Genomic DNA, 22,700 nt, shown 5'->3' with positions numbered 1-22,700 from the left:
ACGACGGGGGCGGATCTGGTCAGTCCCGCCCCCTCGGCCCGCTCACCCGCGTCCCATCGCCCGGGTCAGCTCGATCTCGATCACCACCCGCGAGGGGTTCGGGCCGGGCGTGCGCCCGTAGCGCTCGGCGTACCGCCGCACCGCCTCCGCGACCCGGTCCGGCTCCGCGCGCACGTACGCCCTGCCCTCCAGGGTGGCCCAGCGCCGCCCGTCCACCTGGCACACCGCGACCCGGGCGCCGGCCGGGCCCGCCGCCAGGACGTTGCCCACCTTCGTGCTGCGCCGGTCGGCGATGACCCGAGCGAGTCGGGCCTCGGGTTCGTATGTCACTCCGACCGGAACCACGTGCGGACCGCCGTCCGGACGTGGTGTGGTCAGGGTGCACAGGTGTCGTTCGCGCCAGAAGGCGAGATACGGCGCGTCCGGGGCGCCCGGGTCCTGGGGGTATGCGGCCATGGTCCGGAACCTAACCCGTGCCGGACTCCCCACGCACACCTTGAGCGGAATAGACTCAACTTTGTGTACGCTGACTGAGTCAGACACGGGAGACTGCTGACGCCAGGAGGAGAAAGCGAACGTGGACGCCGAGCTGACCAACCGGAGCCGGGACGCGATCAACGCGGCCAGCAACAGGGCCGTGTCCCAGGGACACGCCGACCTCATCCCCGCCCATCTGCTGCTCGCTCTGCTCCAGGGGCAGGAGAACGACAACATCATCGATCTCCTGGCCGCCGTCGACGCGGACCAGGCGGCCGTGCGGGCCGGGGCCGAGAAGGTGCTCGGCGCGCTGCCCAGCGTGACCGGGTCGACCGTCGCGCCCCCGCAGCCCAACCGCGAGCTGCTGGCCGTCATCGCCGACGCGCAGAGCCGTGCCGCCGACCTGGGGGACGAGTACCTGTCGACCGAGCACCTGCTCATCGGCATCGCAGCCAAGGGAGGACAGGCCGGTGACGTGCTGGCACGGCACGGAGCGACCGCGAAGAAGCTCCAGGAGGCCTTCCAGAAGTCCCGCGGCGGGCGCCGGGTGACCAGCGCCGACCCCGAGGGGCAGTACAAGGCCCTGGAGAAGTTCGGGACGGACTTCACCGCCGCCGCCCGCGAGGGCAAGCTCGACCCGGTCATCGGGCGGGACCAGGAGATCCGGCGCGTCGTGCAGGTCCTGTCCCGGCGCACGAAGAACAACCCCGTCCTCATCGGCGAGCCCGGCGTCGGCAAGACCGCCGTCGTCGAAGGCCTCGCCCAGCGGATCGTCAAGGGCGACGTGCCCGAGTCCCTCAGGAACAAGCGGCTCGTCGCGCTCGACCTCGGCGCGATGGTCGCGGGCGCCAAGTACCGGGGCGAGTTCGAGGAGCGGCTGAAGACCGTCCTCGCCGAGATCAAGGACTCCGACGGCCAGATCATCACCTTCATCGACGAGCTGCACACGGTCGTCGGCGCGGGAGCGGGCGGCGACTCCGCCATGGACGCCGGCAACATGCTCAAGCCCATGCTCGCGCGCGGCGAGCTGCGCATGGTCGGCGCGACGACCCTCGACGAGTACCGGGAGCGGATCGAGAAGGACCCCGCCCTGGAGCGCCGCTTCCAGCAGGTGCTGGTGGCGGAGCCGTCGGTCGAGGACACCATCGCGATCCTGCGCGGGCTCAAGGGCCGCTACGAGGCCCACCACAAGGTGCAGATCGCGGACGCGGCCCTGGTCGCCGCCGCGACCCTCTCCGACCGGTACATCACCTCCCGCTTCCTCCCCGACAAGGCCATCGACCTGGTCGACGAGGCGGCCTCCCGCCTGCGTATGGAGATCGACTCCTCCCCGGTCGAGATCGACGAGCTCCAGCGGTCCGTGGACCGGCTGAAGATGGAGGAGCTGGCGCTCAGCAAGGAGACGGACGCCGCCTCCCGCGAACGGCTGGAGAAGCTGCGCCGCGACCTCGCCGACCGGGAGGAGGAGCTGCGCCTGCTCACCGCCCGCTGGGAGAAGGAGAAGCAGTCCCTGAACCGGGTCGGCGCGCTGAAGGAGAAGCTCGACGACCTGCGCGGCCAGGCCGAGCGCGCCCAGCGCGACGGCGACTTCGACACCGCCAGCAAGCTGCTGTACGGCGAGATCCCGACCCTGGAGCGCGACCTGGAGGCCGCGACCGAGGCCGAGGAGGAGGCCGCGAAGGACACCATGGTCAAGGAGGAGGTCGGCTCGGACGACATCGCCGACGTCGTCGCCTCCTGGACCGGCATCCCCGCGGGCCGCCTCCTGGAGGGCGAGACGCAGAAGCTGCTGCGCATGGAGGAGGAGCTCGGCCGCCGCCTCATCGGCCAGGCCGAGGCGGTCCAGGCGGTATCCGACGCCGTACGCCGCTCCCGCGCCGGTATCGCCGACCCCGACCGCCCCACCGGCTCCTTCCTCTTCCTCGGTCCGACCGGCGTCGGCAAGACCGAGCTGGCCAAGGCCCTCGCCGACTTCCTCTTCGACGATGAGCGGGCCATGATCCGCATCGACATGTCGGAGTACGGGGAGAAGCACAGCGTCGCCCGTCTGGTCGGCGCCCCGCCCGGCTACGTCGGCTACGAGGAGGGCGGCCAGCTCACCGAGGCCGTCCGCAGGCGCCCGTACAGCGTGGTCCTGCTGGACGAGGTCGAGAAGGCGCACCCGGAGGTCTTCGACGTCCTGCTCCAGGTGCTGGACGACGGCCGGCTGACCGACGGCCAGGGCCGCACGGTCGACTTCCGCAACACCATCCTGGTGCTGACGTCCAACCTGGGCAGCCAGTATCTGGTCGATCCGGTGACCACCGAGGCGGAGAAGAAGGAGCAGGTCCTGGAGGTGGTGAGGGCCTCGTTCAAGCCGGAGTTCCTCAACCGGCTCGACGACCTGGTCGTCTTCTCGGCCCTGAACAAGACGGAACTGGAGCGCATCGCCCGCCTCCAGATCGACCGCCTGGCCAAGCGGCTCGCCGAACGCCGCCTCACCCTGGAGGTCACCGACGCGGCCCTGGCCTGGCTCGCCGACGAGGGCAACGACCCGGCCTACGGCGCCCGCCCGCTGCGCCGCCTGGTCCAGACGGCCATCGGCGACCGGCTCGCCAAGGAGATCCTGGCCGGCGAGGTCAAGGACGGCGACACGGTCCGGGTGGACTCCTTCGGCGAGGGCGAGGGCCTGATCGTGGGCCCGGCGACGACGGACCCGGGCAAGACGCTGTAACGCTCCCGGCCCCGCTGCCGCTCAGGTCACGTCGTGAACGCCGAGTACCGCACCCGTACGGTCTCGGCGTTCACGCCCCTCCCCCTGTCACCGCCCCGTCGTGCAACCGGCCGGATCATGTCAGCTCAGGGCTGACAGGGCCCTGCCGGGCTTGCCACCCCCCTCCCCGCATGGGGGAGGATGGCGGGATCCGTACGAAGGGAAAATCACGGTGAGCATCGACCCGTCCTCGATTCCGAACTTCGGGGGCCAGCAGGAGCCGCAGCCCCAGGGTGGACCGGCGGGCCCCGTCGTCCCGGATCAGGATCTCGTGAAGCAGCTCCTCGACCAGATGGAGCTGAAGTACGTCGTCGACGACGAGGGTGACCTCGCGGCGCCGTGGGAGGAGTTCCGTACGTACTTCATGTTCCGCGGCGAGGGTGACCAGGCGGTCTACTCGGTGCGGACGTTCTACGACCGGCCCCACCAGATCGACGACAAGGCGCAGCTGCTCGAGTCGATCGACGACTGGAACCGCCGCACCCTGTGGCCGAAGGTCTACACCCACACCCACGACGACGGCACCGTCCGCCTCATCGGCGAGGCGCAGCTGCTGGTCGGCGCCGGTGTGAACATCGAGCTCTTCGTCTCCTCGACGGTGAGCTGGGTGCGGGCGGCCATCGAGTTCGACAAGTGGCTCGTGGAGCAGCTGGGCCTGGAGTCGGCGGTCGACGCCGCCGACGAGAAGCCCGGCGACGACGCCGACGGCGTCGAGACCGACGAGGGCGACAAGTAGGTCGGCGACCTGCCTGTACGCCGAGCAGGCCGGCGGCCTGCCTTGTACGCCGAGCGGGCGCCCGTCCACAGCCTGTGGACGGGCGCCCGCTCGCGTAGCCGCTCCCGCGCGTCTCAGCCGGCCTGCTTCTTCAGCCGGGAGACCGCCTCCTCCAGCACGCTCACCCGCTTGCAGAACGCGAACCGTACGAACGGCGCGCCCGCCTCGCGGTGGTCGTAGAAGACGGCGTTCGGAATGGCGACCACGCCCGCGCGCTCGGGCAGCGAGCGGCAGAAGGCGAAGCCGTCGGACTCGCCGAGGGGGCGGATGTCGGTGGTGACGAAGTACGTGCCGGCCGGACGGAAGACCGCGAAACCCGCGTCCGCGAGCCCCGCCGCCAGCAGATCACGCTTGACCCGCATGTCCGCGCGGAAGTCGGCGAAGTAGCTGTCGGGCAGGGCCAGCGCCTCGGCGACGGCGTACTGGAACGGGCCGGACGACACATACGTCAGGTACTGCTTCGCCGAGCGCACCGCCGTGACCAGCCCGGGCGCCGCCGTGACCCAGCCGACCTTCCAGCCGGTGAACGAGAAGGTCTTGCCGCTCGACCCGATGGTGACCGTCCGCTCCCGCATCCCGGGCAGCGTCGCCAGCGGCACGTGCTCGGCGTCGTCGAAGACCAGGTGCTCGTACACCTCGTCCGTCACGACGAGCAGATCCCGCTCCACCGCCAGCCCGGCGATCGCCGTCAGCTCCTCGCGGGTGAGGACCGTGCCGGTCGGGTTGTGCGGGGTGTTGATCAGCAGCAGCCGGGTGCGCCCGGTGACCGCGTCACGCAGCTCGTCCAGGTCGAGGCGGAAACGGGCCTGCTCCGGGTCCGGACGCAGGGTGACCGGCACCCGCGTGGCGCCCGCCATCGCGATGCAGGCCGCGTAGGAGTCGTAGTACGGCTCCAGGGCGACGACCTCGTCGCCGGGCTCCAGCAGCGCGAGCAGGGTGGCGGCGATGGCCTCCGTGGCGCCCGCGGTGACCAGCACCTCCGTGTCCGGGTCGAACGAGAGACCGTAGCGGCGGCGCTGATGGTCGGCGATCGCCGTACGCAGCTCCGGCACGCCGGGGCCCGGCGGGTACTGGTTGCCGCGCCCGTCCCGCAGCGCCCGCACGGCCGCCTCGCGGACCTCCTCGGGGCCGTCGGTGTCGGGAAAACCCTGCCCCAGGTTGATCGCGCCGGTCGCCGCGGCCAGAGCGGACATCTCGGCGAAGATCGTCGTCCCGAACTCGGCGAGACGGCGGTTGAGGAAGGGACGCGCGGTGGAGGTCATGCCCGTCATCCTGCGCCGAAGCTCTGGAGTTCCTCAACTCCGCTTTGGCCGCCGAGACGAACGGGCATCCCCCGGTCACGTGGCGCTCAGGCACCACGCGAGGCGCCCACGGGGGGCCGCTTCGGGGGACACGAAAGGAGGGTGACGCCATGGTCTTCGGCATCATCCTGGCGGTGGTCGGAATCCTGTTCGTGGCGGCCGTGCTCGCCAACGCCCGCGGTCGCGGCGGCGCGAGGTCGCACGGCGGCCGGTCACGCGGATACAGCGCGGGCGGCAGCGCGGCCGGCGCGGGCGGTGACAGCTGGTGGGCCGGCGGCGGAGACGGCGGCTCCGGCGGCGGTCACGGCGGTCACGGAGGCGGTCACGGAGGCCACTCCTGCGGCGGAGGGTCGTCCTGCGGGGGCGGATCGTCCTGCGGCGGCGGAGGCGGCGGATGCGGCGGAGGCAGCTGACACGGGGCAGCTGAGCTCCCCGCGGGGGGAGCCGCATCCGGACCGCGGGCCCGGCCCGTCCGAAGGGTTCCGCGGTCGCACCGGTCAGGGCGATCGCGGTCGCCGACGAAGGCGGCCGCGGCCGTTCCGGCCATGGCGGCCACAGCGTCTACCCGCGGTCGCGCCTTTCATGTGGGGCGCGCGGATGCACGCCTGGGCCGCCCGGGGTACCTCATGGTTGAACAATTGAGCTGTGGACCCCCCGAGGGATGGAAACCCCACGAAGTTGGGTAAAAACGCTGTGGAGCCACCGCAGTTCATGATTCCCTCTAAACCACCAACGCAGCCCCTCGGACCCCTTCGGACGTCCCCTGCGGACGACCTTCCGGACCGGGCCGACCGGGGCCGTTCTCCCGGCTTCGACCGGGGTGCGCCGACCTGCCCCCTCTTCTCTTTGCGTCTCCGCGGAGCCGACCCATGCTCACGACCCTGAACACCTCCTACACCGACACGCGCGCGGCCGATCTCGCCTGGGCCTTGGGGCGGGAGCCGCTGCCCGCCCTCGCCACACTCGACCTCGAACTGTCCGCTGCCACATTGCAGCTGAGACTGCTCGGCGCATCGCACCAGGTGCTGCTGGAGGAGGAGCAGGGCTCTTGTTCCGAGACGGTCGCCTGCATCCCCGGCAGCAGCACCCCGCTCCCGCTGGGCGTCGCCAAGCGGATCGGCGACTGGGAGTACGAGTTCGCGGCGCGCGTCGAGGTGCTCTCGCCCGGCCGGTTCGCGGCCCGCGCCCAGGAACTCCTCGCCCTCGTCTCGGAACACCCGCACGGACTCGCCGGCGTCTTCCCCGGCAGCCCGCACGCCTTCACCGCCCTGCTCGCCCACCGCAGCGAGGGCCAGGTGCACTGGCGCACCTGGCACGCCTATCCGCAGGACGGAGAGCTGGTCGCGACCAGGACGAGGGTGGGTGTCCGGGTCCGGTCGGGCGATCCCGACCTGCCCGTGAGCGCCGCCGCCCAGGGAGTCTGAGGCGTCGGCGGCTCAAACGTCCGCTGCGCGAACGACCTCGCATTCCACACGTGTGGGTGACGAAGGGCACCCACGTCGTCACGTAACGTCGCAGTCGTGATCGAACCGCACGCGCCGGCCCCGCCCGGCGTCCGACCGGACCGGAGCCCGCCCTCTCCCGGGCCCGCGCGGCTTCCCGTCCGGCCGGCCACCGGGCGGTTCCTGGTCCTGGCCTGCGTGTTCGTCTGCGCGGCCTGCGGTCTCGTCTACGAACTGGAACTCGTCGCGCTCGCCTCGTACCTGATGGGCGACTCCGTCACCCAGGCCTCCGTCGTGCTGTCCGTCATGGTCTTCGCGATGGGTGTCGGCTCCCTCGCCGCCAAACGGCTGCGCCGGTTCGCCGCGGCCGGCTTCGGCGCCCTGGAGACGACCCTCGCCCTGGTCGGGGGGTGCAGCGCGATGTCGCTCTACGCGGTCTTCGCCTGGACGGGCGACTGGGGCGGCCTGTGGGTCCACGGCCCCCGGGTGCTCCTCGTCGCGTTCTCCCTCGCCATCGGTGTGCTCATCGGCGCCGAGGTGCCGCTCCTCATGGAGCTCATCCAGCGCATCCGCCGCCAGGACGCGGGCGGCGCGGTGGCCGACCTGTTCGCCGCTGACTACGTCGGCGCGCTCGTGGGCGGCCTCGCCTTCCCCTTCCTGCTGCTGCCGTCCCTGGGCCAGCTGACCAGCTCCCTGCTGACCGGCGGGGTCAACGTCCTGGCCGGGGCCGCCCTGGTCCTGGGTCTCTTCCGCCGCGACCTCGGCTGCCGGGCCCGCTGTCTGCTGCTCGTCGCCAACATCACCGTCCTCGGCGTCCTCGGCTCCGCCGCCGTCCTCGTCGACGACTTCGAACAGGCGGCCCGGCAGGCGGTCTACGGCGACGACGTGCGGGTGGCGGTGCGGACCGGCGTCCAGGAGATCGTCCTCACCGGCGGCACCGACGGCCGGCCCCTCGACCTCTACCTGGACGGCCGCCTGCGCTTCGCGGGCCACGACGAGCGCCGATACCACGAGGCGTTGGCCGGGCCCGCGATGAGCGGCCCGCACGCGCGCGTGCTGATCCTCGGCGGCGGCGACGGCCTGGCCGCCCGCGAAACCCTCGACCACCCCGGCGTGCGCCGCGTCGACGTCGTCGCACTCGACCCCGGCCTGGTCCGACTGGCCCGCACCGACCCGGCCCTGTCCCGCCTCAACGACCACGCCTACGGCGACCCGCGCGTCCACGTCGCCACCCAGGAGGCCTTCCAGTGGCTGCGCGGGGCCCGTCCGGCGACGTACGACGTGGTCGTCGCGGATCTGCCCGACCCCGGTATGGCGGCGAGCACGAAGCTCTACTCCGAGGAGTTCTACGGTCTCGCCCGCCGTGCCCTCGCCCCGGGCGGCCGCCTCGTCGTGTACGCCGGCCCGGTCGCCGGCCGGCCCCGCGCGTTCTGGACGGTCGAGGCGACGATGCGGGCGGCGGGCCTGCACACCGCCCCCTATCGCGTGGACGGCGGCAGTGCCGCCCTCACCGAGGGCGCCGGCCGCTCCCGGGCCCCCCGCGACTGGGGTTTCGTCCTGGCCACCGCCGAGACCCGCCCGCCGCTGCGCCTCGACCGGCAGGAGGGGTCGCCCGGCACCCTGACCCAGGCGGAGCTGACGGCGGACGCGCGGGCGGCGGAGGCGACCCGGGTGACGGGACTGCGGCCCTCGACGCTGGTGCACCCGCGGTACTGAGCCCGAGCGGAGCGGGGGACGTACCACCGGCCGACGCTCGGCGGGACCTAATCCCGGTTTCGCCGGGTGCTTTCCGGGACCCGCTGGGTAGGCTCCGATGTCATGGAGCAAGAGGTGTTCGTTCCGGTTCCGGCCGAGCGGTTGAGGGCGGCCCTCGCAGATCCGGCGCGGGTGGCCCGGGCGGTCCCGGGACTCCAGCAGGACGCGGGCACCGAGCCCGTCGCGGGGCGCTTGAAGGTGCGGGTGGGCGGCCACACCATCACGTACCGGGGCGCGGTACGGGTCTCCCCGCGCGAGGACGGCGCGTACGCCGTCGAGGGCGACGCGACCGAGGTGCGGGGCACCGGGGTCGTGAAGCCGGTCCTCACGCTGCGGCTGCGGGAGGCCGAAGCGGGCACGACGCTCCGCTTCGAGGGGACGGCGTCGGCGGACGGCCGGATCGCGGAGCTGCCGCCGGAGGCGGTGGAGTCGGCGGTCACCCGGCTGCTGAACCGCTTCGCGGCGAATCTGGCGGCGGAAGCGACGGAAACGGCGGAAACGGCGGATGCCGTAGACCCCGTGGCCGGCGTGGAGGCGGACCCGGTGGACTCGGCGGACCCGGTGGACCAGACCGCGGATGACGTCGACACCGCCGACGACGTGAAGCACGTGAACGACGTGGACGACCTCGATGACGTGGACGACGTGGACGATGTCGACGGATCGCCGCTCCCCGGGGCCGTCTTCGAGGCGGAGGTGGCGCCCGCCGGGATCGAGGACCTCACGGGGCCGGGAGAGCCGCCCGCCGAGGCCGCGCACGCGCGCCGGACGATGATCGGGCGCAGCGCCGAGGAGGTCGACCACGCCCCGCCACGCGGGCGCTACGCGCCCGTCCCGGCCCCTCAGACCGTCGTACCCAACAGCACGCTGCGCTGGGCGGCTCCGGCCGCCGCGCTCGTCGTGGCGTCGGCGATCGTGGTGGGCAGGGCACTGCGCCGACGCGGCTGAGGCCTGGAACGGGCGGGGCGGGAAAGAGGCGTCGCGGTCGAGTGCGCGCCTCGGTCGAAGCCGGTCCGCCACCGCACCGGTCCGATCGTCCCAGTAGGGTCGTCGCGTGAGTGACGAAGACATCACGCTGACCGCGGGCGACGCGGAGGTGACCGTGCAGCCGGGTAACGGCGGCCGGGTCGGTGGGCTGCGCGTCGGCGGCCTCGAACTGCTGCGCCAGGGAGCCCGCTTCGGCTGCTTCCCGATGGTCCCCTGGTGCGGCAGGATCCGCGACGGCCGTTTCCGGGACGGCGGAACCGTCCGCCAGATGCCGCTCAACGCCGCGCCCAACGCCATCCACGGCACCGTCCGCGACGGCGCCTGGAAGGTGGCGCGGCGGACCGCCGCCGAGGCCGTGTTGACGTACGACCTGGTGGAACCCTGGCCCCACCCCGGCCGGGTCACCCAGGTGGTCACGCTGACCGAGGACACCCTGACCCTCGCGATGGCCGTGGAGACCCACGGCTCGTCCTTCCCGGCGCAGATCGGCTGGCACCCCTGGTTCAACCGCAACCTGGGCGGCCCGGACGACCAGGACGTGCGGGTCTCCTTCGACCCCGCGTGGCAGGAGGAGCGCGGCGACGACCATCTGCCGACCGGCAACCGGATCACGCCGAAGCCCGGCCCCTGGGACGACTGCTTCGGGATGCCCGGCGGTGTCGCCGTCGGCCTCACCTGGCCGGGCCGGCTGGAGCTGGACGTGACCAGCGCCGAGGAGTGGGTCGTCGTCTACGACGAGCAGGAGGCGGCCGTGTGCGTGGAGCCGCAGACCGGCCCGCCCGACGGCCTGAACACGCTTCCGCGCCTGGTCACGCCCCTGGAGCCGCTGGAGGCCACCACCACCTGGCGCTGGAACAGGCTCTGAGACCGTCCTCCTGGCGCCGCCTCTAAGCTGGGCGGCATGACGGACGTAAACGAAGTGATGCCGTCGGGCACACGTGGCACGCTGCTTCAGCAGATCAAGGACAAGGCCGTGGTGCACGGCAAGGTGACCCTGTCGTCGGGGCTGGAGGCGGACTACTACATCGACCTCCGCCGCATCACCCTCGACGGCGAGGCCGCTCCGCTGGTGGGGCAGGTGCTGCTCGACCTGACCGCCGAACTCGACTTCGACGCGGTGGGCGGTCTGACCATGGGCGCCGACCCGGTGGCCGGCGCCATGCTGCACGCGGCCGCCGCGCGCGGCCGGCGACTGGACGCCTTCGTCGTCCGCAAGGCGGCGAAGGCGCACGGGCTCCAGCGACGCGTCGAGGGCCCGGACATCAAGGGCCGGCGCGTCCTGGTCGTCGAGGACACCTCCACCACCGGCGGTTCGCCGCTCGCCGCGGTGGAGGCCGTCCGCGAGGCGGGCGCCGAGGTCGTGGCCGTGGCGACGATCGTGGACCGGGCGACCGGCGCCGACGAGAAGATCCGCGAGGGCGCGGGCGTGCCGTACCTGTTCGCCTTCTCGAAGGATGAACTGGGTCTGGACTGACAGGCCGCTTTGACCTGCACTTGACCGGGGTGTGGACCAGGCATGGACCATTCGCCCAGGTCTGGAAAGATGGGGCCGACGATGACGTCGCACCCCAGGTCTAGGTCAGGGCCGTAGTACGCAGATCGACAGATCGCCAACCCGCAGATACCAAGGAGCGGACAGATGCCCATCGCAACCCCCGAGGTCTACAACGAGATGCTCGACCGGGCGAAGGCAGGCAAGTTCGCCTACCCGGCCATCAACGTCACCTCGACCCAGACCCTGCACGCGGCTCTGCGCGGCTTCGCCGAGGCGGAGAGCGACGGCATCGTCCAGATCTCCACGGGTGGCGCCGAGTTCCTGGGCGGCCAGTACAGCAAGGACATGGTGACGGGCTCCGTGGCCCTCGCCGAGTTCGCGCACATCGTCGCCGAGAAGTACCCGGTCACCGTCGCGCTGCACACCGACCACTGCCCGAAGGACAAGCTCGACGGGTACGTACGTCCGCTGCTCGCGGTCTCCGAGGAGCGGGTGAAGGCCGGCCGCAACCCGCTCTTCCAGTCGCACATGTGGGACGGCTCGGCCGAGACCCTCGCCGACAACCTCGCCATCGCGCAGGAGCTGCTGGAGCGCGCCCGCGCCGCGAAGATCATCCTCGAGGTGGAGATCACCCCGACCGGTGGCGAGGAGGACGGCGTCTCGCACGAGATCAACGACTCCCTGTACACGACGGTCGACGACGCGGTGCGCACCGTCGAGGCGCTCGGCCTGGGCGAGAAGGGCCGTTACCTGCTGGCCGCGTCCTTCGGCAACGTCCACGGCGTGTACAAGCCGGGCAACGTCGTGCTCCGCCCCGACCTGCTCAAGGAGCTGAACGAGGGCATCGCCGCCAAGTACGGCAAGCCGGCCGGCTCCCAGCCGTTCGACTTCGTCTTCCACGGCGGCTCCGGCTCCAGCCCGGAGGAGATCGCGACCGCGCTGGAGAACGGCGTCGTCAAGATGAACATCGACACGGACACGCAGTACGCCTTCACGCGTCCCGTCGCCGACCACATCTTCCGCAACTACGACGGCGTCCTGAAGGTCGACGGCGAGGTCGGCTCCAAGAAGACCTACGACCCGCGCACCTGGGGCAAGCTGGCCGAGGCGGGCATGGCCGCGCGGGTCCTCGAGGCCACGCAGCACCTGCGTTCGGCGGGCCAGAAGATCAAGTAGTTCCGAAGCCTCTCCAAGGGGCCTCCGCCTCTCAGGGGTATCTCCGAGGGCACCTCGGGGGGTACCTCGGGGGGTGGTCCCCGAGGTACTACGGGTACGGGTGAGCCCGGCGTCTGTCTACGGCGCCGGGCTCGCTGTATACCTGGGGGCATGCCTGACGTCCGGCTGTCCTCGCCGCAGGGCAAGTGGATCCTGCTCACCACCGTGCTCGGCTCCAGCATGGCGCTGCTGGACTCGACCGTCGTCAACGTCGCCCTCCCCCGCATCGGCCGCGACCTGGGCACCGACCTGGCCGCCCTCCAGTGGACCGTCAACGCGTATCTGCTGACGCTGGCGGGGCTGATCCTGCTCGGCGGCTCCCTGGGCGACCACTACGGGCGGCGCAAGGTGTTCGTGATCGGGGTGGTGTGGTTCGCCGTCGCCTCGCTGCTGTGCGGACTCGCCCCGAACGCGGGCGTGCTGATCGCCTCCCGGGCGTTGCAGGGGGTCGGCGGCGCGCTCCTCACGCCGGGTTCCCTCGCGCTCATCCAGGCCTCCTTCCACCCCGCCGACCGGGGGCGGGCGGTGGGCCTGTGGTCCGGATTCGGCGGGATGGGGGCGGCCGTGGGGCCGTTCCTGGGCGGCTGGCTGGTGGACGGTCCGGGCTGGCGGTGGGTGTTCCTGCTGAACGTGCCGCTGGCGGTGGTGTGTGTGCCGGTGGCGCTGCGGCACGTGCCCGAGTCGGACGGGCGGCCGCCCGTCCGCGCCGGTGCCGCCGGGAAGGCGACCGGGGCGCGTTTCGACGTCCTGGGCGCCTTCCTGGGCGCGCTGGCGCTCGCCCTCGTCACCTACGCGCTGATCGAGGCCCGGAGCGGACCCGTAGGGGTCGTCACGGGGGCGGCGGTCGCGGGACTGCTGGCCGGGGTCGCGTTCGTGGCGGTGGAGCGCCGCCACCCGGACCCGATGCTGCCGCTCGGCATCTTCGCGTCCCGCCAGTTCACCGCCGTCAACCTGGTCACGCTGTGCGTGTACGCGGCCTTCGGCGGGTTCTTCTTCCTGTCCGCGGTCCAGCTCCAGGTCGTGGCCGGCTGGTCCGCCCTCGGCGCCGGTACGGCGCTGCTGCCGACGACCGTGCTGATGCTGCTGCTGTCCGCCCGCTCCGGTGAGCTGGCCGAGCACATCGGGCCGCGGATCCCGCTCACCGTCGGCCCGCTGCTGTGCGCCGCCGGAATGCTCCTGATGCTGCGTGTCGGGCCCGGCGCGTCGTACGTCACCGACGTGCTGCCGGCCGTCCTGGTGCTGGGATTCGGCATGGTCGCGCTGGTCGCCCCGCTCACCGCGACCGTGCTGGCCTCCGTGGACGTCGCCCGGGCCGGGGTGGCCAGCGGCGTCAACAACGCGGCGGCCCGCGCGGCCGGACTCGTCGCCGTGGCCGCGCTGCCCCTGCTGATCGGGATGAGCTCGGAGGCGTACCGCTCGGCCACGGCCTTCGACGACGCGTTCCGACGGGCGATGGTGCTGTGTGCGGGGGTGCTGGTGGTGGGTTCCGCGGTCGCCTTCACGACGGTGCGCCGCCCGGCCCCGGACTGCCGCCGGCCGGAGTGCAGGACCCACGGAAGCGTGCTGGCGCCACCGCTGGAGGGGGAGCGGACGAAGGGGCGGCTGTCCTAGACGGGCCCGGCGGCGGGCTCCGGTCCTGGCCTCGGGCGGAGAGGCGGCGGGGCGGGTGCCCTGGGCGGGGCAGGGCTCCGGCTCCGGTCGAGGCCCTGGGCGGCGGGGCGGCTGTCCTGGGCGGGTCCCCGGCCGGGGACCCGCCGGGTTTCCCCCGTGGGCCGGCGCCGAGGGGCCGCGGATGGCGCAGACTGGACGCATGTCCCTTCACGAAAACCTTCTCGGGGGTCCGCCCCCGACCCACCTCCCCGACGACCCCGAGCCCCGCGAGCTCCTCGCGAACGGCACGGCGCCCGCCGACGTCGCCGCGAAGTACCCGACGTCCTCGCTGGCCTGGGCCCAGCTCGCCGACGACGCCTTCGAGCGGGGCAGCGTGGTGGAGTCGTACGCGTACGCCCGTACGGGGTACCACCGCGGCCTGGACAGCCTGCGCCGAGGCGGCTGGAAGGGCCACGGCCCGGTGCCGTGGGAGCACGAGCCCAACCGTGGGTTCCTGCGCGCCCTGCACGGCCTCGCCCGCGCCGCGCAGGCGATCGGCGAGCAGGCGGAGTGGGAGCGCTGCTCGCAGTTCCTGAAGGACTCCTCACCGACGGCGGCCCAGACCCTGGGCTAGCCGCTCCCCGTGCGTTCTTCCGGGCCCGCCTGGTGTGACCAGGCGGGCCTTGCGTTTTCGGGACACCATTGCGCACTATGTGCCGGTGGGGACCGGGGCCCCCGTGTCGGTAACGGCAGGGGCGGACCGCTACCCGGAGTACACAACAGGAGACAGCGATGTCCCAGCAGGCTCAGCCCCAAGAGGCTTCGGAGCCCGAGACCCCGCATCTCGACTTCGCCGGCACGACGCCGTACGAGGACTACGTCAAGGCGGACGTGCTCACCCACCTCCAGCACACCCTCTCCGACGATCCCGGAGAGATGGTCTTCCTGGTCACCACCCAGGTCATGGAGCTGTGGTTCACGGTCATCGTGCACGAGTGGGAGACGGCCGCGAAGGCGCTCCGCCAGGACCGGGTGCCGGTGGCGATCGACGCGCTGAAGCGGTCCGTCCGCGAACTGGACGCGCTGAACGCGTCCTGGCGGCCGCTCGGGCAGCTGACCCCGGCGCAGTTCAACTCGTACCGCTCCGCGCTCGGCGAGGGCTCCGGCTTCCAGTCGGCGATGTACCGCCGCATGGAGTTCCTGCTCGGTGACAAGTCCGCGTCCATGCTGGTCCCGCACCGCGGCGCGCCCCGCGTCCACGCGGAGCTGGAGAAGGCGCTGCACGAGCCGAGCCTGTACGACGAGGTGCTGCGGCTGCTGGCCCGGCGCGGGCACGCGATCCCGCCGGCCGTCCTGGAGCGGGACATCTCGCGGCGGTACGAGCCCTCGCCGGAGGTGGAGGCGGTCTGGACCGCCGTCTACTCGGGCGACGACGGTGACGAGATCGCGCGCCTCGGCGAGGCGCTGACGGACGTCGCCGAGCTGGTGTGGCGCTGGCGCAACGACCACCTCGTCGCCACCCGCCGCGCGATGGGCGCGAAGTCCGGCACGGGCGGTTCGGCCGGGGTGGCCTGGCTGGAGAAGCGCGCGCAGAAGAACGTGTTCCCCGAACTGTGGACGGCCAGGTCCCATGTCTGAGCACCCCGGTTTCGAGCAACTCGTCTTCAAGGCGAAGGAGTTGGACGGCGGCGACGAACTGGCGGGCAAGCGCGCCCAGTTCCTCCTCGACGACGGCGTCTACCTCGACGGCAACTCGCTGGGCGCGCTGCCGCGGTCCGTCCCCGGGCACGTCGAGGACGTCGTACGGCGTCAGTGGGGCGCGCTGAAGATCCGCTCCTGGGACGAGAGCGGCTGGTGGACGGCGCCCGAGCGGATCGGCGACCTGATCGCCCCGCTGGTGGGCGCGGCGGACGGCCAGATCGTGGTCGGCGACTCCACGAGTGTCAACGTCTTCAAGGCACTCGTGGGAGCGGTACGCCTGGTGGACGACGCCCGCGACGAGATCCTCGTCGACGCGACGACCTTCCCCACGGACGGCTACATCGCGGAGTCCGCGGCCCGTCTCACCGGCCGCACCCTGCGCGCGGTGACACCGGGCGAGGTGCCCGCCGCACTGTCGGAGCGTACGGCCGCCGTGCTGCTCAACCACGTCGACTACCGCACCGGGCGGCTGCACGACCTGCCGTCGCTCACGGCCGCCGTGCACGCGGCCGGCGCGATCGCCGTCTGGGATCTGTGCCACAGCGCGGGCGCCCTGCCCGTCGGTCTCGACGAGCACGGCGTGGACCTCGCGATCGGCTGCACCTACAAGTACCTGAACGGCGGCCCGGGTTCACCGGCGTACCTGTACGTGCGCCGCGACCTCCAGGACCGGTTCGACTCCCCGCTGCCCGGCTGGAACTCGCACGCCGAGCCCTTCGGCATGCGGGAGATGTACGAGCCGGCGGCAGGTGCCCCGCGCGGGCGGGTCGGCACTCCGGACATCCTGTCGATGCTCGCCCTGGAGGCGGCGCTCGAGGTGTGGGACGGCGTCTCGGTCGAGGCGGTGCGGGCGAAGTCGTTGGCCCTGACGGACTTCTTCCTGGAATGTGTCGCCGCGTACGTCCCCGAGGGGCGGGTCGAGTCGCTGACGCCGGTGCGTCACGAGGAGCGCGGCAGCCAGGTGGCGCTGCGCTGCGCGGAGGCCGGCGAGGTCATGCGGCGGCTGATCGGACGCGGGGTCGTCGGCGACTTCCGCCGCCCGGACGTCCTGCGCTTCGGCTTCACCCCGCTGTACGTCGGGTTCGCGGACGTGGAGCGGGCGGCGCGCGTGCTGGCGGAGGAACTGCGCTGACCCGGCGCCGTTCGGCGGCTGTCCGGCAGGCAGACCCGGTGGCCGTCCGGCGGCCACCCGGCAGGCGGATCCGGTGGCAGAACCGGGGCGGCGCGACGGCAGAGCCGGTGGCAGCCCGGTGACTGACCCGCCCGGCTGAACCGGGCGGGTCTCCGGGGCGTACCTACGGGTGCGCCCAGGGGGTTTCCCGGCGGGCGGGCCCGCCGGGGCGGCGGAACAGCAGAACCGTTTACCTGGACCGTGCGGCTCTCACCGAGCGTGACATCCGCGTGTCCGCGCACGTCACGGGCCTGATACCGTCCCGGCCAACGGCCGAATTCCCACCTGGTCCGCCAAATCCGTTTCGCCGCTGAGAGGTTGAGCATGCCGGACGACGTTGTCGCAGCCCGGGCCGCAGTCGAGGAGGCGTCCGCCTTCGCGCATCCGCCCGTCGAGCCCGACGTCACCACGGCGTACGGCGATCACCCCGACCAGGTGATCGACTTCTACGTCCCGCGAGCGCGGGTCGGCCCCGGCGGGTCCGTCCCGCTCGTCGTCGTGCTGCACGGCGGGGCCTGGCGGGCGCCGTACGACCGGCGGCACATCACCCCCTTCGCCGACTTCCTGGCCCAGCGCGGCTTCGCCGTCGCCAACGTGGAGTACCGGCGGGGCGCCGGGAGCCCCGACCCGGAGGGGACATCCCCGATCGCGGGACGCTGGCCGGACACCTTCGACGACGTCGCCGCGGCCCTCGACGCCCTCCCCGCCCTCGTCCGTGAGGCCGTGCCGCAGGCCGACGCCCGCCGTACGGTGCTCACCGGTCACTCGGCGGGCGGCCACCTCGCCCTGTGGGCCGCGGCCCGGCATGTGCTGCCCGCCGACGCGCCCTGGCGCACCGGGGGTTCGGCGTCGCTGCGGGGTGTCGTCGCGCTGGCCCCGATCGCCGACTTCGAGGTCGCCGAGAAGCTGGACGTGTGCGACGGAGCGGCCCGTCAACTCCTGGGCGGCGACGATGGGTTCGACGATCGGCGGCCGTACGCCGACCCCGCGCTGCTGTTGCCGACCGGTGTCGCGACGACCCTGGTGCAGGGCCGCACCGACCTGGTCGTCCCGGAGGCGGTCGCCGAGGCGTACGCGGACGCGGCGGCGAAGGCGGGGGAGGTGGTGGGCTTGACCCTCCTGGAGGACGTCGGCCACTTCCCGCTGATCGACCCGGCGGCGGACGCGTGCGCGGTGGTGGCGGAGGAGATCGCGCAGCTGGCGTGGTGACAGCCCCCGGTCGAGGGCCGGCGGGTCCCCGACCTCTTCCCGGCCACCCCTGATTCCTTCCCCAGGGCCACCCCTGACCTCTTCACCAGGGCCACCCCTGATCCCTTCACCCAGGGCGACCCGGCTCCCTTTCACCCCGGCAGGCCCCTGAATTCTCCCTGAATGAACCCTGGTTGTCGTACCCGTAGTACCTGAGAGCTACGTCGAGGAAGAGCTCCTGAGCGGGACGCGAACGACGAGCGCTGATCCGTAACTTCCAAGCCAGGAAAGCCCGATGGCCGGGCGCGGTGGCGGGGGAGGGGCGAGATGGCGAGGCTTCGTTTTCGTGGGCGGTGGCGCCGTACGGGGGAAACGCACGGGGGGCGGCACTGGTTCCGCGCCCTGTTGGCCGTCCTCGTCACCGCCGCCGTGGTGGTCCCCCTCACGGCGGCCGCGGCCCGGCCCCGTATCCCCGCCCCGCTCCCTGCCGACCTCGCCCCGCCGACGGCGGCGACGCTGGAGAAGGCGTACGCCGCCAACCGGGCCAACGCCGCACTGGCGTCCCGGATGGCCGCCGCCCACGGGGACCGTCACCGCGCCGCGGCCGAACGGGAGCTGGCCGCTCCCTCGCGCGACCTGCTCTCCTTCGACGGCCGGGGTGCCGGGCGGGCGGTCGAGGTGTTCGGGGACCTCGCCCACGCCGACCGTGTGGCCGTCCTCGTCCCGGGCTCCGACACCTCGCTGGACACCTTCGGCCGCTTCCGCGCGGGAGCGGCCGCACTGCACCACCGGCTCGCCGGACAGAGCGGCACCGACCGCCGTACGGCGGTGGTGGCCTGGCTCGGCTACACCACCCCCGGCACGATCAGCGCCACCGTGATCACCCCGGACCGTGCCGAAGAAGCGGCCCCGGACCTGCGGGAGTTCCTGGGCCGGCTGCGCGCCGTCACCGCGCCGGGCTCCCGGTTCACCCTCCTGTGCCATTCGTACGGCACGGTCGTGTGCGGCCGCGCGGCCCCGCGGCTGGACGTGACGGATCTCGTCCTCCTCGGCAGCCCGGGCACGGGCGCGGACTCGGCGGCCGGCCTGCACACCCGCGCGCGGATCTGGGCGGCCCGGGGCGCCGACGACTGGGTGGCCGACGTCCCGCATGTCAGCGCCGACCTGTTCGGCACGACGGTCGGCTTCGGCACCGATCCCCTGTCCCCGTCGTTCGGCGCCCATGTCTTCGCGGCGGGCTCCGGCGGCCACAGCGACTACTTCAGGCCGGGCTCGCCCTCCCTGGCCAACATCGCCCGGATCGTCCTCGGCCGGACCTCGGAGGTCACCGGTGCGTGAGACGACGGAGCGTGAGACGACGGAGCGTGAGACGGAGAAGCGCGAGACGGAGAAGCGCGAGACGCAGGAGCGTGAGTCACCGGAGCGCGGGTCACCAGCGGCTGAGGCGCGGGGGCGTGGGCCGCTCGGGCGGGTGCTCTCCGGGATCAGGGGGGCCGCCGTCCGGATCGACGCCGCCACGCCGCCGCGACGCGACCGGGCCGTGGACGCCCTGCGCGCACTGGCGATCCTCGGTGTCGTCCTCGGCCACTGGCTGGTGACGGCGCTCGTCGCCGACGGCGGAACCCTGCGGGCCGCCAGCCCGCTGGGGCCCATGCCCTGGCTGGCGCCGGTGTCGTGGATGTTCCAGACCCTCGCGGTGTTCTTCATGGTCGGCGGCCATGTGGCGACCCGAAGCCTCGCCTCGGCCCGCACACGCGGCGTGACCTACGGCGCGTGGCTGCGCACCCGGCTCGCGCGGCTGTTCGTTCCGGTCGCCGCCGTCCTGGTCGTGTGGACGGTCGCGGCGGCCTGCCTCCTGCTCGGCGGCGCGTCCTTCGTCACCGTGCACACCGTGGTCAAACTGGCGCTGTCCCCCCTCTGGTTCCTGCTGGTCTTCGCCGCGCTGACGGCCGCGACCCCGCTGCTGGTCCGGCTCAACCCGCTGTGGCCGCTGGCCGTCGTTTTCCATGTGGACCTGGTGCGCTTCGGGTTGGGCGGTCCGTCGTGGCTGGGTTGGGTGAACGTGGTGGCGGGCTGGCTGGTGCCGTACACCGTCGGCGCGGCCTGGACCCGCGGTGAGCTGGAACGGCCCCGCGCGGGCCGACTCCTGCTGATCGGCGGGGCGGTGGCGACGGCAGTGCTCATCGGCTGGGCCGGATACCCGGCGTCGATGGTGGGCGTGCCGGGCGCCGCGGTATCCAACCTCGACCCGCCGACGCTGGCCGCCGTCACGTTCGGTCTCGCCCAGTGCGGACTGGCCCTGCTGCTGCGGGACCGGCTGCGCCGTGCCCTGCGCGGGCCCCTGGCCTGGGCGGCGGTCGCGCTGGTCAACCTGTCGGCGATGACGGTGTTCCTCTGGCACCAGACGGCCATGATGGCGACCACCGCGACCGGACTGTTCGCGGGCCGTCTCCCGGGCCTGCACACGGTCCCCGACGGACTGGGGTGGGTGGCGGCGCGGCTGCTGTGGCTGCCGGTCTTCGCCCTGATGCTGGGGGTGTGCCGGGCGGCGTTCCACCCCTACGAACGCGGGCCACGCGAGCCACGCCGCCGGGACGGCGGCAGGTCCCGGGTGATCCGGGTCCACCACCGCTCCGGCCGGACGGAGTCCAAGGCGGCGCCCAGTGCCTAGGGTTGAGCCCGTGAACGGCGAGGAGAGCAGCATCGGGTCCGAGCGTGCCGCCCTCGCACCCGACGGCCCGAACCGCTTCCACCGCCTGCGCGCCCCCTCGCGCGACGGCTCGGGAGCGTCCCGCCCCGCCGGGGCCGCCCCGCGCCGGCGCGGGATCCGGCTGCTGCGGGTGCCCGGGTACGTGGTGGTGTGCTGGGCCGCCCTGGGGATCGCGCTGGCCGCCACGGACCAGATGGGCCGCTACGGCCTGGGCACGGAACTGGGCGTGCTGACCGGGCTCGCGCAGGGCGCGGCCGTCGTCCTCGCGCTGTGGCGGCCCGTGCCCGCGTGGGCGCTGTCGCTGGCCGGCGTCGTCGTCGCCGCGGTGGGCGCCCGGCCGGCCCTGGTGGGGCATCCGCTGCCGGGCCCCTCCTGGCCGTGGAACACCGCCGAAGTTATCGCCCATGCCGTCGTGCTCCTGTTCCTGGCGCTCCGCACGAGGGCCCGGGTGTCCCTCGCGGCGTGGGCCGCCACCGTCCTGACGACCTGGGTGGTGCAGGGCCTGATCGGCGGGGCGACCTACACCTCCACGGGGGTCGTGGCGGTCGCGATCTTCGGCGCCGTCGTGCTGGTCGGCACCGCGTTCCGCGGTCTCGGCGAGGCCCGCACCCAGCTCGTCGAACAGGAGACGATCACCGCCGAGGAACGCGGCCGCCGCACCCTGCTGGAGGAGCGCAACCGGATCGCCCGCGAACTGCACGACGTGGTCGCCCACCACATGTCGGTGATCTCCATCCAGGCCCAGGTCGCCCCCCACCTGGTGGAGAACCCGTCCGAGGAACTGAGGGAGAACCTCGCGGGCATCCGGAAGAACGCCCTGGAGGCGCTGGCCGAACTGCGCCGGGTGCTGGGCGTGCTGCGCTCGGAGAACCCCGACGACCCCTACGGACTCGGCGCGGCCGGCACCGGAGCCGCCCCGGACACCCCGCAGCCCACGCTCGATCGCCTCGACGCCCTCATGGAGAACACCCGCGCGGCGGGGCTGGAGGTGGTCGCCGCCGTCGAGGGCGAGCCGCCCGCGTATCCGCCGGGCGTGCAGCTGTCGGCGTACCGGATAGTCCAGGAGGCGCTCAGCAACGCCCTGCGGCACGCGCCGGGTTCCCGGGTGCGGGTGGAGGTCACCCACCACGCGCGTGGCCTGTACCTGGAGGTCACCAACTCCCGCCCGTGTGCACCCGTAGCGCCCTCACCCGGGGCGGGGCACGGTCTGCTCGGGATGCGTGAGCGGGCGGTGATGCTGGGCGGCCATGTCAGCGCCTATCCCACCCTGCACGGCGGTTTCGCCGTGTCGGCGTTCCTCCCGAGGAACGGCACGGCCGCACCGGGCGACGACGACTCCACGGACCCCGGCACCCCCGAGGGCCTGGAACTCGTGTTCCCGCCCGACCCGCCCGACCCGCACGATGTGCACGACGCGGGTGCCTCGCCCAGGACAGGAGACGGAAACCGATGACGACCGGCGGCACCATCCGCGTACTGATCGCCGACGACCAGGAGATGGTCCGGCAGGGCTTCACCGTGCTGCTCAACGCCCACCCGGGCATCGAGGTGATCGGACAGGCGGTGGACGGCCTGGACGCCGTCGCCAAGGTCGACGAACTCTCCCCGGACGTCGTGTTGATGGACATTCGCATGCCCGAGCTCGGCGGCATCGACGCCACCCACCGCATCACCCTCGCCCACCCGCACATCAAGGTGCTGGTGCTCACGACCTTCGACCTCGACGAGTACGTGTACGACGCGCTGCGGGCCGGGGCGTCCGGATTCCTGCTGAAGGACGCCTCCGCCGACCGGCTCGCCGAGGCGGTCCGGGTGGTGGCGGCAGGGGACGCCCTGCTCGCACCGGTCATCACCCGCAAGCTGATCGCCGAATTCTCCCGGCTCGACGGCAAGCCCAGAGCCCCGCTGAAGGAGCGGGTCGGCGACCTCACCGAGCGGGAGACGGAGGTGCTCACCCTGATCGCGCAGGGTCTGTCCAACGCGGAGATCGCCGGCCATCTCTTCGTGGCCGAGCAGACCGTGAAGACGCACGTGGGTCGCATCCTGGTGAAACTGGGGCTGCGGGACCGCACCCAGGCGGCCGTGTTCGCGTACGAGTCGGGGCTGGTGAGACCTTCGGGGTACTGACCGGCGGCGCCGCG

Annotated in this window: 20 protein-coding genes; 18 read left to right on the top strand and 2 right to left on the bottom strand. The window is 72.9% G+C overall.

The annotated features are described in order from the left end of the window. Positions 1–42: 42 nt before the first annotated feature. On the bottom strand, positions 43–456 hold the full coding sequence (locus tag OG440_RS17145; protein ID WP_406007695.1) for a pyridoxamine 5'-phosphate oxidase family protein: 414 nt from the start codon (positions 454–456) through the stop codon (positions 43–45). 121 nt (positions 457–577) lie between these two features. Between OG440_RS17145 and clpB the strand changes: the two genes are divergently transcribed. Together clpB and OG440_RS17135 are read left to right on the top strand one after the other, a co-directional pair. Further along, positions 578–3,190 (top strand): ATP-dependent chaperone ClpB, encoded by a 2,613-nt coding sequence (gene clpB, locus OG440_RS17140; RefSeq protein ID WP_406007694.1) that lies wholly within the window; start codon positions 578–580, stop codon positions 3,188–3,190. 211 nt (positions 3,191–3,401) lie between these two features. After that, positions 3,402–3,965, top strand: a complete 564-nt coding sequence (locus OG440_RS17135; protein WP_406007693.1) for a YbjN domain-containing protein — start codon at positions 3,402–3,404, stop codon at positions 3,963–3,965. Between the two features lie 113 nt (positions 3,966–4,078). Here the strand turns inward: OG440_RS17135 and OG440_RS17130 are convergent, their stop codons facing one another. Then, positions 4,079–5,275: a pyridoxal phosphate-dependent aminotransferase gene (locus OG440_RS17130; protein WP_406007692.1), complete on the bottom strand. Its 1,197-nt coding sequence runs from the start codon at positions 5,273–5,275 to the stop codon at positions 4,079–4,081. A 140-nt stretch (positions 5,276–5,415) separates the two neighbouring features. Between OG440_RS17130 and OG440_RS17125 the strand changes: the two genes are divergently transcribed. The 16 genes from OG440_RS17125 to OG440_RS17050 all read left to right on the top strand — a co-directional run bounded on the left by OG440_RS17125 (position 5,416) and on the right by OG440_RS17050 (position 22,686). Continuing rightward, entirely contained in the window at positions 5,416–5,718 is a 303-nt protein-coding gene (locus OG440_RS17125) for a hypothetical protein (RefSeq protein WP_406007691.1), read from the top strand. 456 nt (positions 5,719–6,174) lie between these two features. After that, the gene (locus tag OG440_RS17120; RefSeq protein WP_406007690.1) at positions 6,175–6,729 is read left to right on the top strand and encodes a DUF2617 family protein; all 555 of its coding nucleotides are present in this window, start codon (positions 6,175–6,177) and stop codon (positions 6,727–6,729) included. A gap of 96 nt (positions 6,730–6,825) precedes the next feature. Continuing rightward, positions 6,826–8,463, top strand: a complete 1,638-nt coding sequence (locus tag OG440_RS17115) for a polyamine aminopropyltransferase (RefSeq protein ID WP_406007689.1) — start codon at positions 6,826–6,828, stop codon at positions 8,461–8,463. Between the two features lie 102 nt (positions 8,464–8,565). Continuing rightward, entirely contained in the window at positions 8,566–9,450 is an 885-nt protein-coding gene (locus tag OG440_RS17110; RefSeq protein ID WP_406007688.1) for an SRPBCC family protein, read from the top strand. Positions 9,451–9,556: 106 nt separating this feature from the next. Then, positions 9,557–10,354 (top strand): aldose 1-epimerase, encoded by a 798-nt coding sequence (locus tag OG440_RS17105; protein WP_406007687.1) that lies wholly within the window; start codon positions 9,557–9,559, stop codon positions 10,352–10,354. Between the two features lie 36 nt (positions 10,355–10,390). Then, on the top strand, positions 10,391–10,963 hold the full coding sequence (pyrE, locus tag OG440_RS17100) for an orotate phosphoribosyltransferase (protein WP_406007686.1): 573 nt from the start codon (positions 10,391–10,393) through the stop codon (positions 10,961–10,963). Positions 10,964–11,128: 165 nt separating this feature from the next. Next, on the top strand, positions 11,129–12,160 hold the full coding sequence (gene fbaA, locus OG440_RS17095; RefSeq protein WP_406007685.1) for a class II fructose-bisphosphate aldolase: 1,032 nt from the start codon (positions 11,129–11,131) through the stop codon (positions 12,158–12,160). A 150-nt stretch (positions 12,161–12,310) separates the two neighbouring features. After that, positions 12,311–13,810, top strand: a complete 1,500-nt coding sequence (locus tag OG440_RS17090) for an MFS transporter (protein ID WP_406007684.1) — start codon at positions 12,311–12,313, stop codon at positions 13,808–13,810. Positions 13,811–14,009: 199 nt separating this feature from the next. Then, positions 14,010–14,423, top strand: a complete 414-nt coding sequence (locus OG440_RS17085; protein ID WP_406007683.1) for a DUF3151 domain-containing protein — start codon at positions 14,010–14,012, stop codon at positions 14,421–14,423. Between the two features lie 158 nt (positions 14,424–14,581). Beyond that, a complete protein-coding gene (locus tag OG440_RS17080) occupies positions 14,582–15,427 on the top strand; it encodes a tryptophan 2,3-dioxygenase (protein WP_406007682.1) in 846 nt (281 codons plus the stop codon). Further along, a complete protein-coding gene (gene kynU, locus OG440_RS17075) occupies positions 15,420–16,622 on the top strand; it encodes a kynureninase (protein ID WP_406007681.1) in 1,203 nt (400 codons plus the stop codon). The genes OG440_RS17080 and kynU overlap by 8 nt, the downstream gene beginning before the upstream one ends. A gap of 363 nt (positions 16,623–16,985) precedes the next feature. Then, on the top strand, positions 16,986–17,870 hold the full coding sequence (locus OG440_RS17070) for an alpha/beta hydrolase (protein WP_406007680.1): 885 nt from the start codon (positions 16,986–16,988) through the stop codon (positions 17,868–17,870). A gap of 306 nt (positions 17,871–18,176) precedes the next feature. After that, positions 18,177–19,187: an alpha/beta hydrolase gene (locus OG440_RS17065; protein ID WP_406007679.1), complete on the top strand. Its 1,011-nt coding sequence runs from the start codon at positions 18,177–18,179 to the stop codon at positions 19,185–19,187. Between the two features lie 133 nt (positions 19,188–19,320). Next, positions 19,321–20,520 carry an acyltransferase gene (locus OG440_RS17060; protein WP_406011379.1) on the top strand — a complete coding sequence of 400 codons (1,200 nt, stop codon included), beginning with the start codon at positions 19,321–19,323 and terminating at the stop codon, positions 20,518–20,520. Between the two features lie 10 nt (positions 20,521–20,530). Continuing rightward, positions 20,531–22,012 (top strand): sensor histidine kinase, encoded by a 1,482-nt coding sequence (locus OG440_RS17055; RefSeq protein ID WP_406007678.1) that lies wholly within the window; start codon positions 20,531–20,533, stop codon positions 22,010–22,012. Continuing rightward, positions 22,009–22,686 (top strand): response regulator, encoded by a 678-nt coding sequence (locus OG440_RS17050; protein WP_406007677.1) that lies wholly within the window; start codon positions 22,009–22,011, stop codon positions 22,684–22,686. The genes OG440_RS17055 and OG440_RS17050 overlap by 4 nt, the downstream gene beginning before the upstream one ends. The last annotated feature ends 14 nt before the right edge of the window (positions 22,687–22,700 follow it).

It is taken from the genome of Streptomyces sp. NBC_00637, from assembly GCF_045161545.1.
Lineage (GTDB): Bacteria > Actinomycetota > Actinomycetes > Streptomycetales > Streptomycetaceae > Streptomyces.
This window is presented reverse-complemented; position numbering and strand designations above follow the sequence as displayed.

Coding starts and splice junctions, on each gene's coding strand:
- OG440_RS17125 (WP_406007691.1), top strand. CDS start 5,416: ATGGTCTTCGGCATCATCCTGGCGGTGGTCGGAATCCTGTTCGTGGCG.
- OG440_RS17090 (WP_406007684.1), top strand. CDS start 12,311: ATGCCTGACGTCCGGCTGTCCTCGCCGCAGGGCAAGTGGATCCTGCTC.
- OG440_RS17120 (WP_406007690.1), top strand. CDS start 6,175: ATGCTCACGACCCTGAACACCTCCTACACCGACACGCGCGCGGCCGAT.
- OG440_RS17110 (WP_406007688.1), top strand. CDS start 8,566: ATGGAGCAAGAGGTGTTCGTTCCGGTTCCGGCCGAGCGGTTGAGGGCG.
- fbaA (WP_406007685.1), top strand. CDS start 11,129: ATGCCCATCGCAACCCCCGAGGTCTACAACGAGATGCTCGACCGGGCG.
- OG440_RS17080 (WP_406007682.1), top strand. CDS start 14,582: ATGTCCCAGCAGGCTCAGCCCCAAGAGGCTTCGGAGCCCGAGACCCCG.
- OG440_RS17050 (WP_406007677.1), top strand. CDS start 22,009: ATGACGACCGGCGGCACCATCCGCGTACTGATCGCCGACGACCAGGAG.
- OG440_RS17085 (WP_406007683.1), top strand. CDS start 14,010: ATGTCCCTTCACGAAAACCTTCTCGGGGGTCCGCCCCCGACCCACCTC.
- OG440_RS17065 (WP_406007679.1), top strand. CDS start 18,177: ATGGCGAGGCTTCGTTTTCGTGGGCGGTGGCGCCGTACGGGGGAAACG.
- OG440_RS17070 (WP_406007680.1), top strand. CDS start 16,986: ATGCCGGACGACGTTGTCGCAGCCCGGGCCGCAGTCGAGGAGGCGTCC.
- kynU (WP_406007681.1), top strand. CDS start 15,420: ATGTCTGAGCACCCCGGTTTCGAGCAACTCGTCTTCAAGGCGAAGGAG.
- pyrE (WP_406007686.1), top strand. CDS start 10,391: ATGACGGACGTAAACGAAGTGATGCCGTCGGGCACACGTGGCACGCTG.
- OG440_RS17130 (WP_406007692.1), bottom strand. CDS start 5,275: ATGACGGGCATGACCTCCACCGCGCGTCCCTTCCTCAACCGCCGTCTC.
- OG440_RS17145 (WP_406007695.1), bottom strand. CDS start 456: ATGGCCGCATACCCCCAGGACCCGGGCGCCCCGGACGCGCCGTATCTC.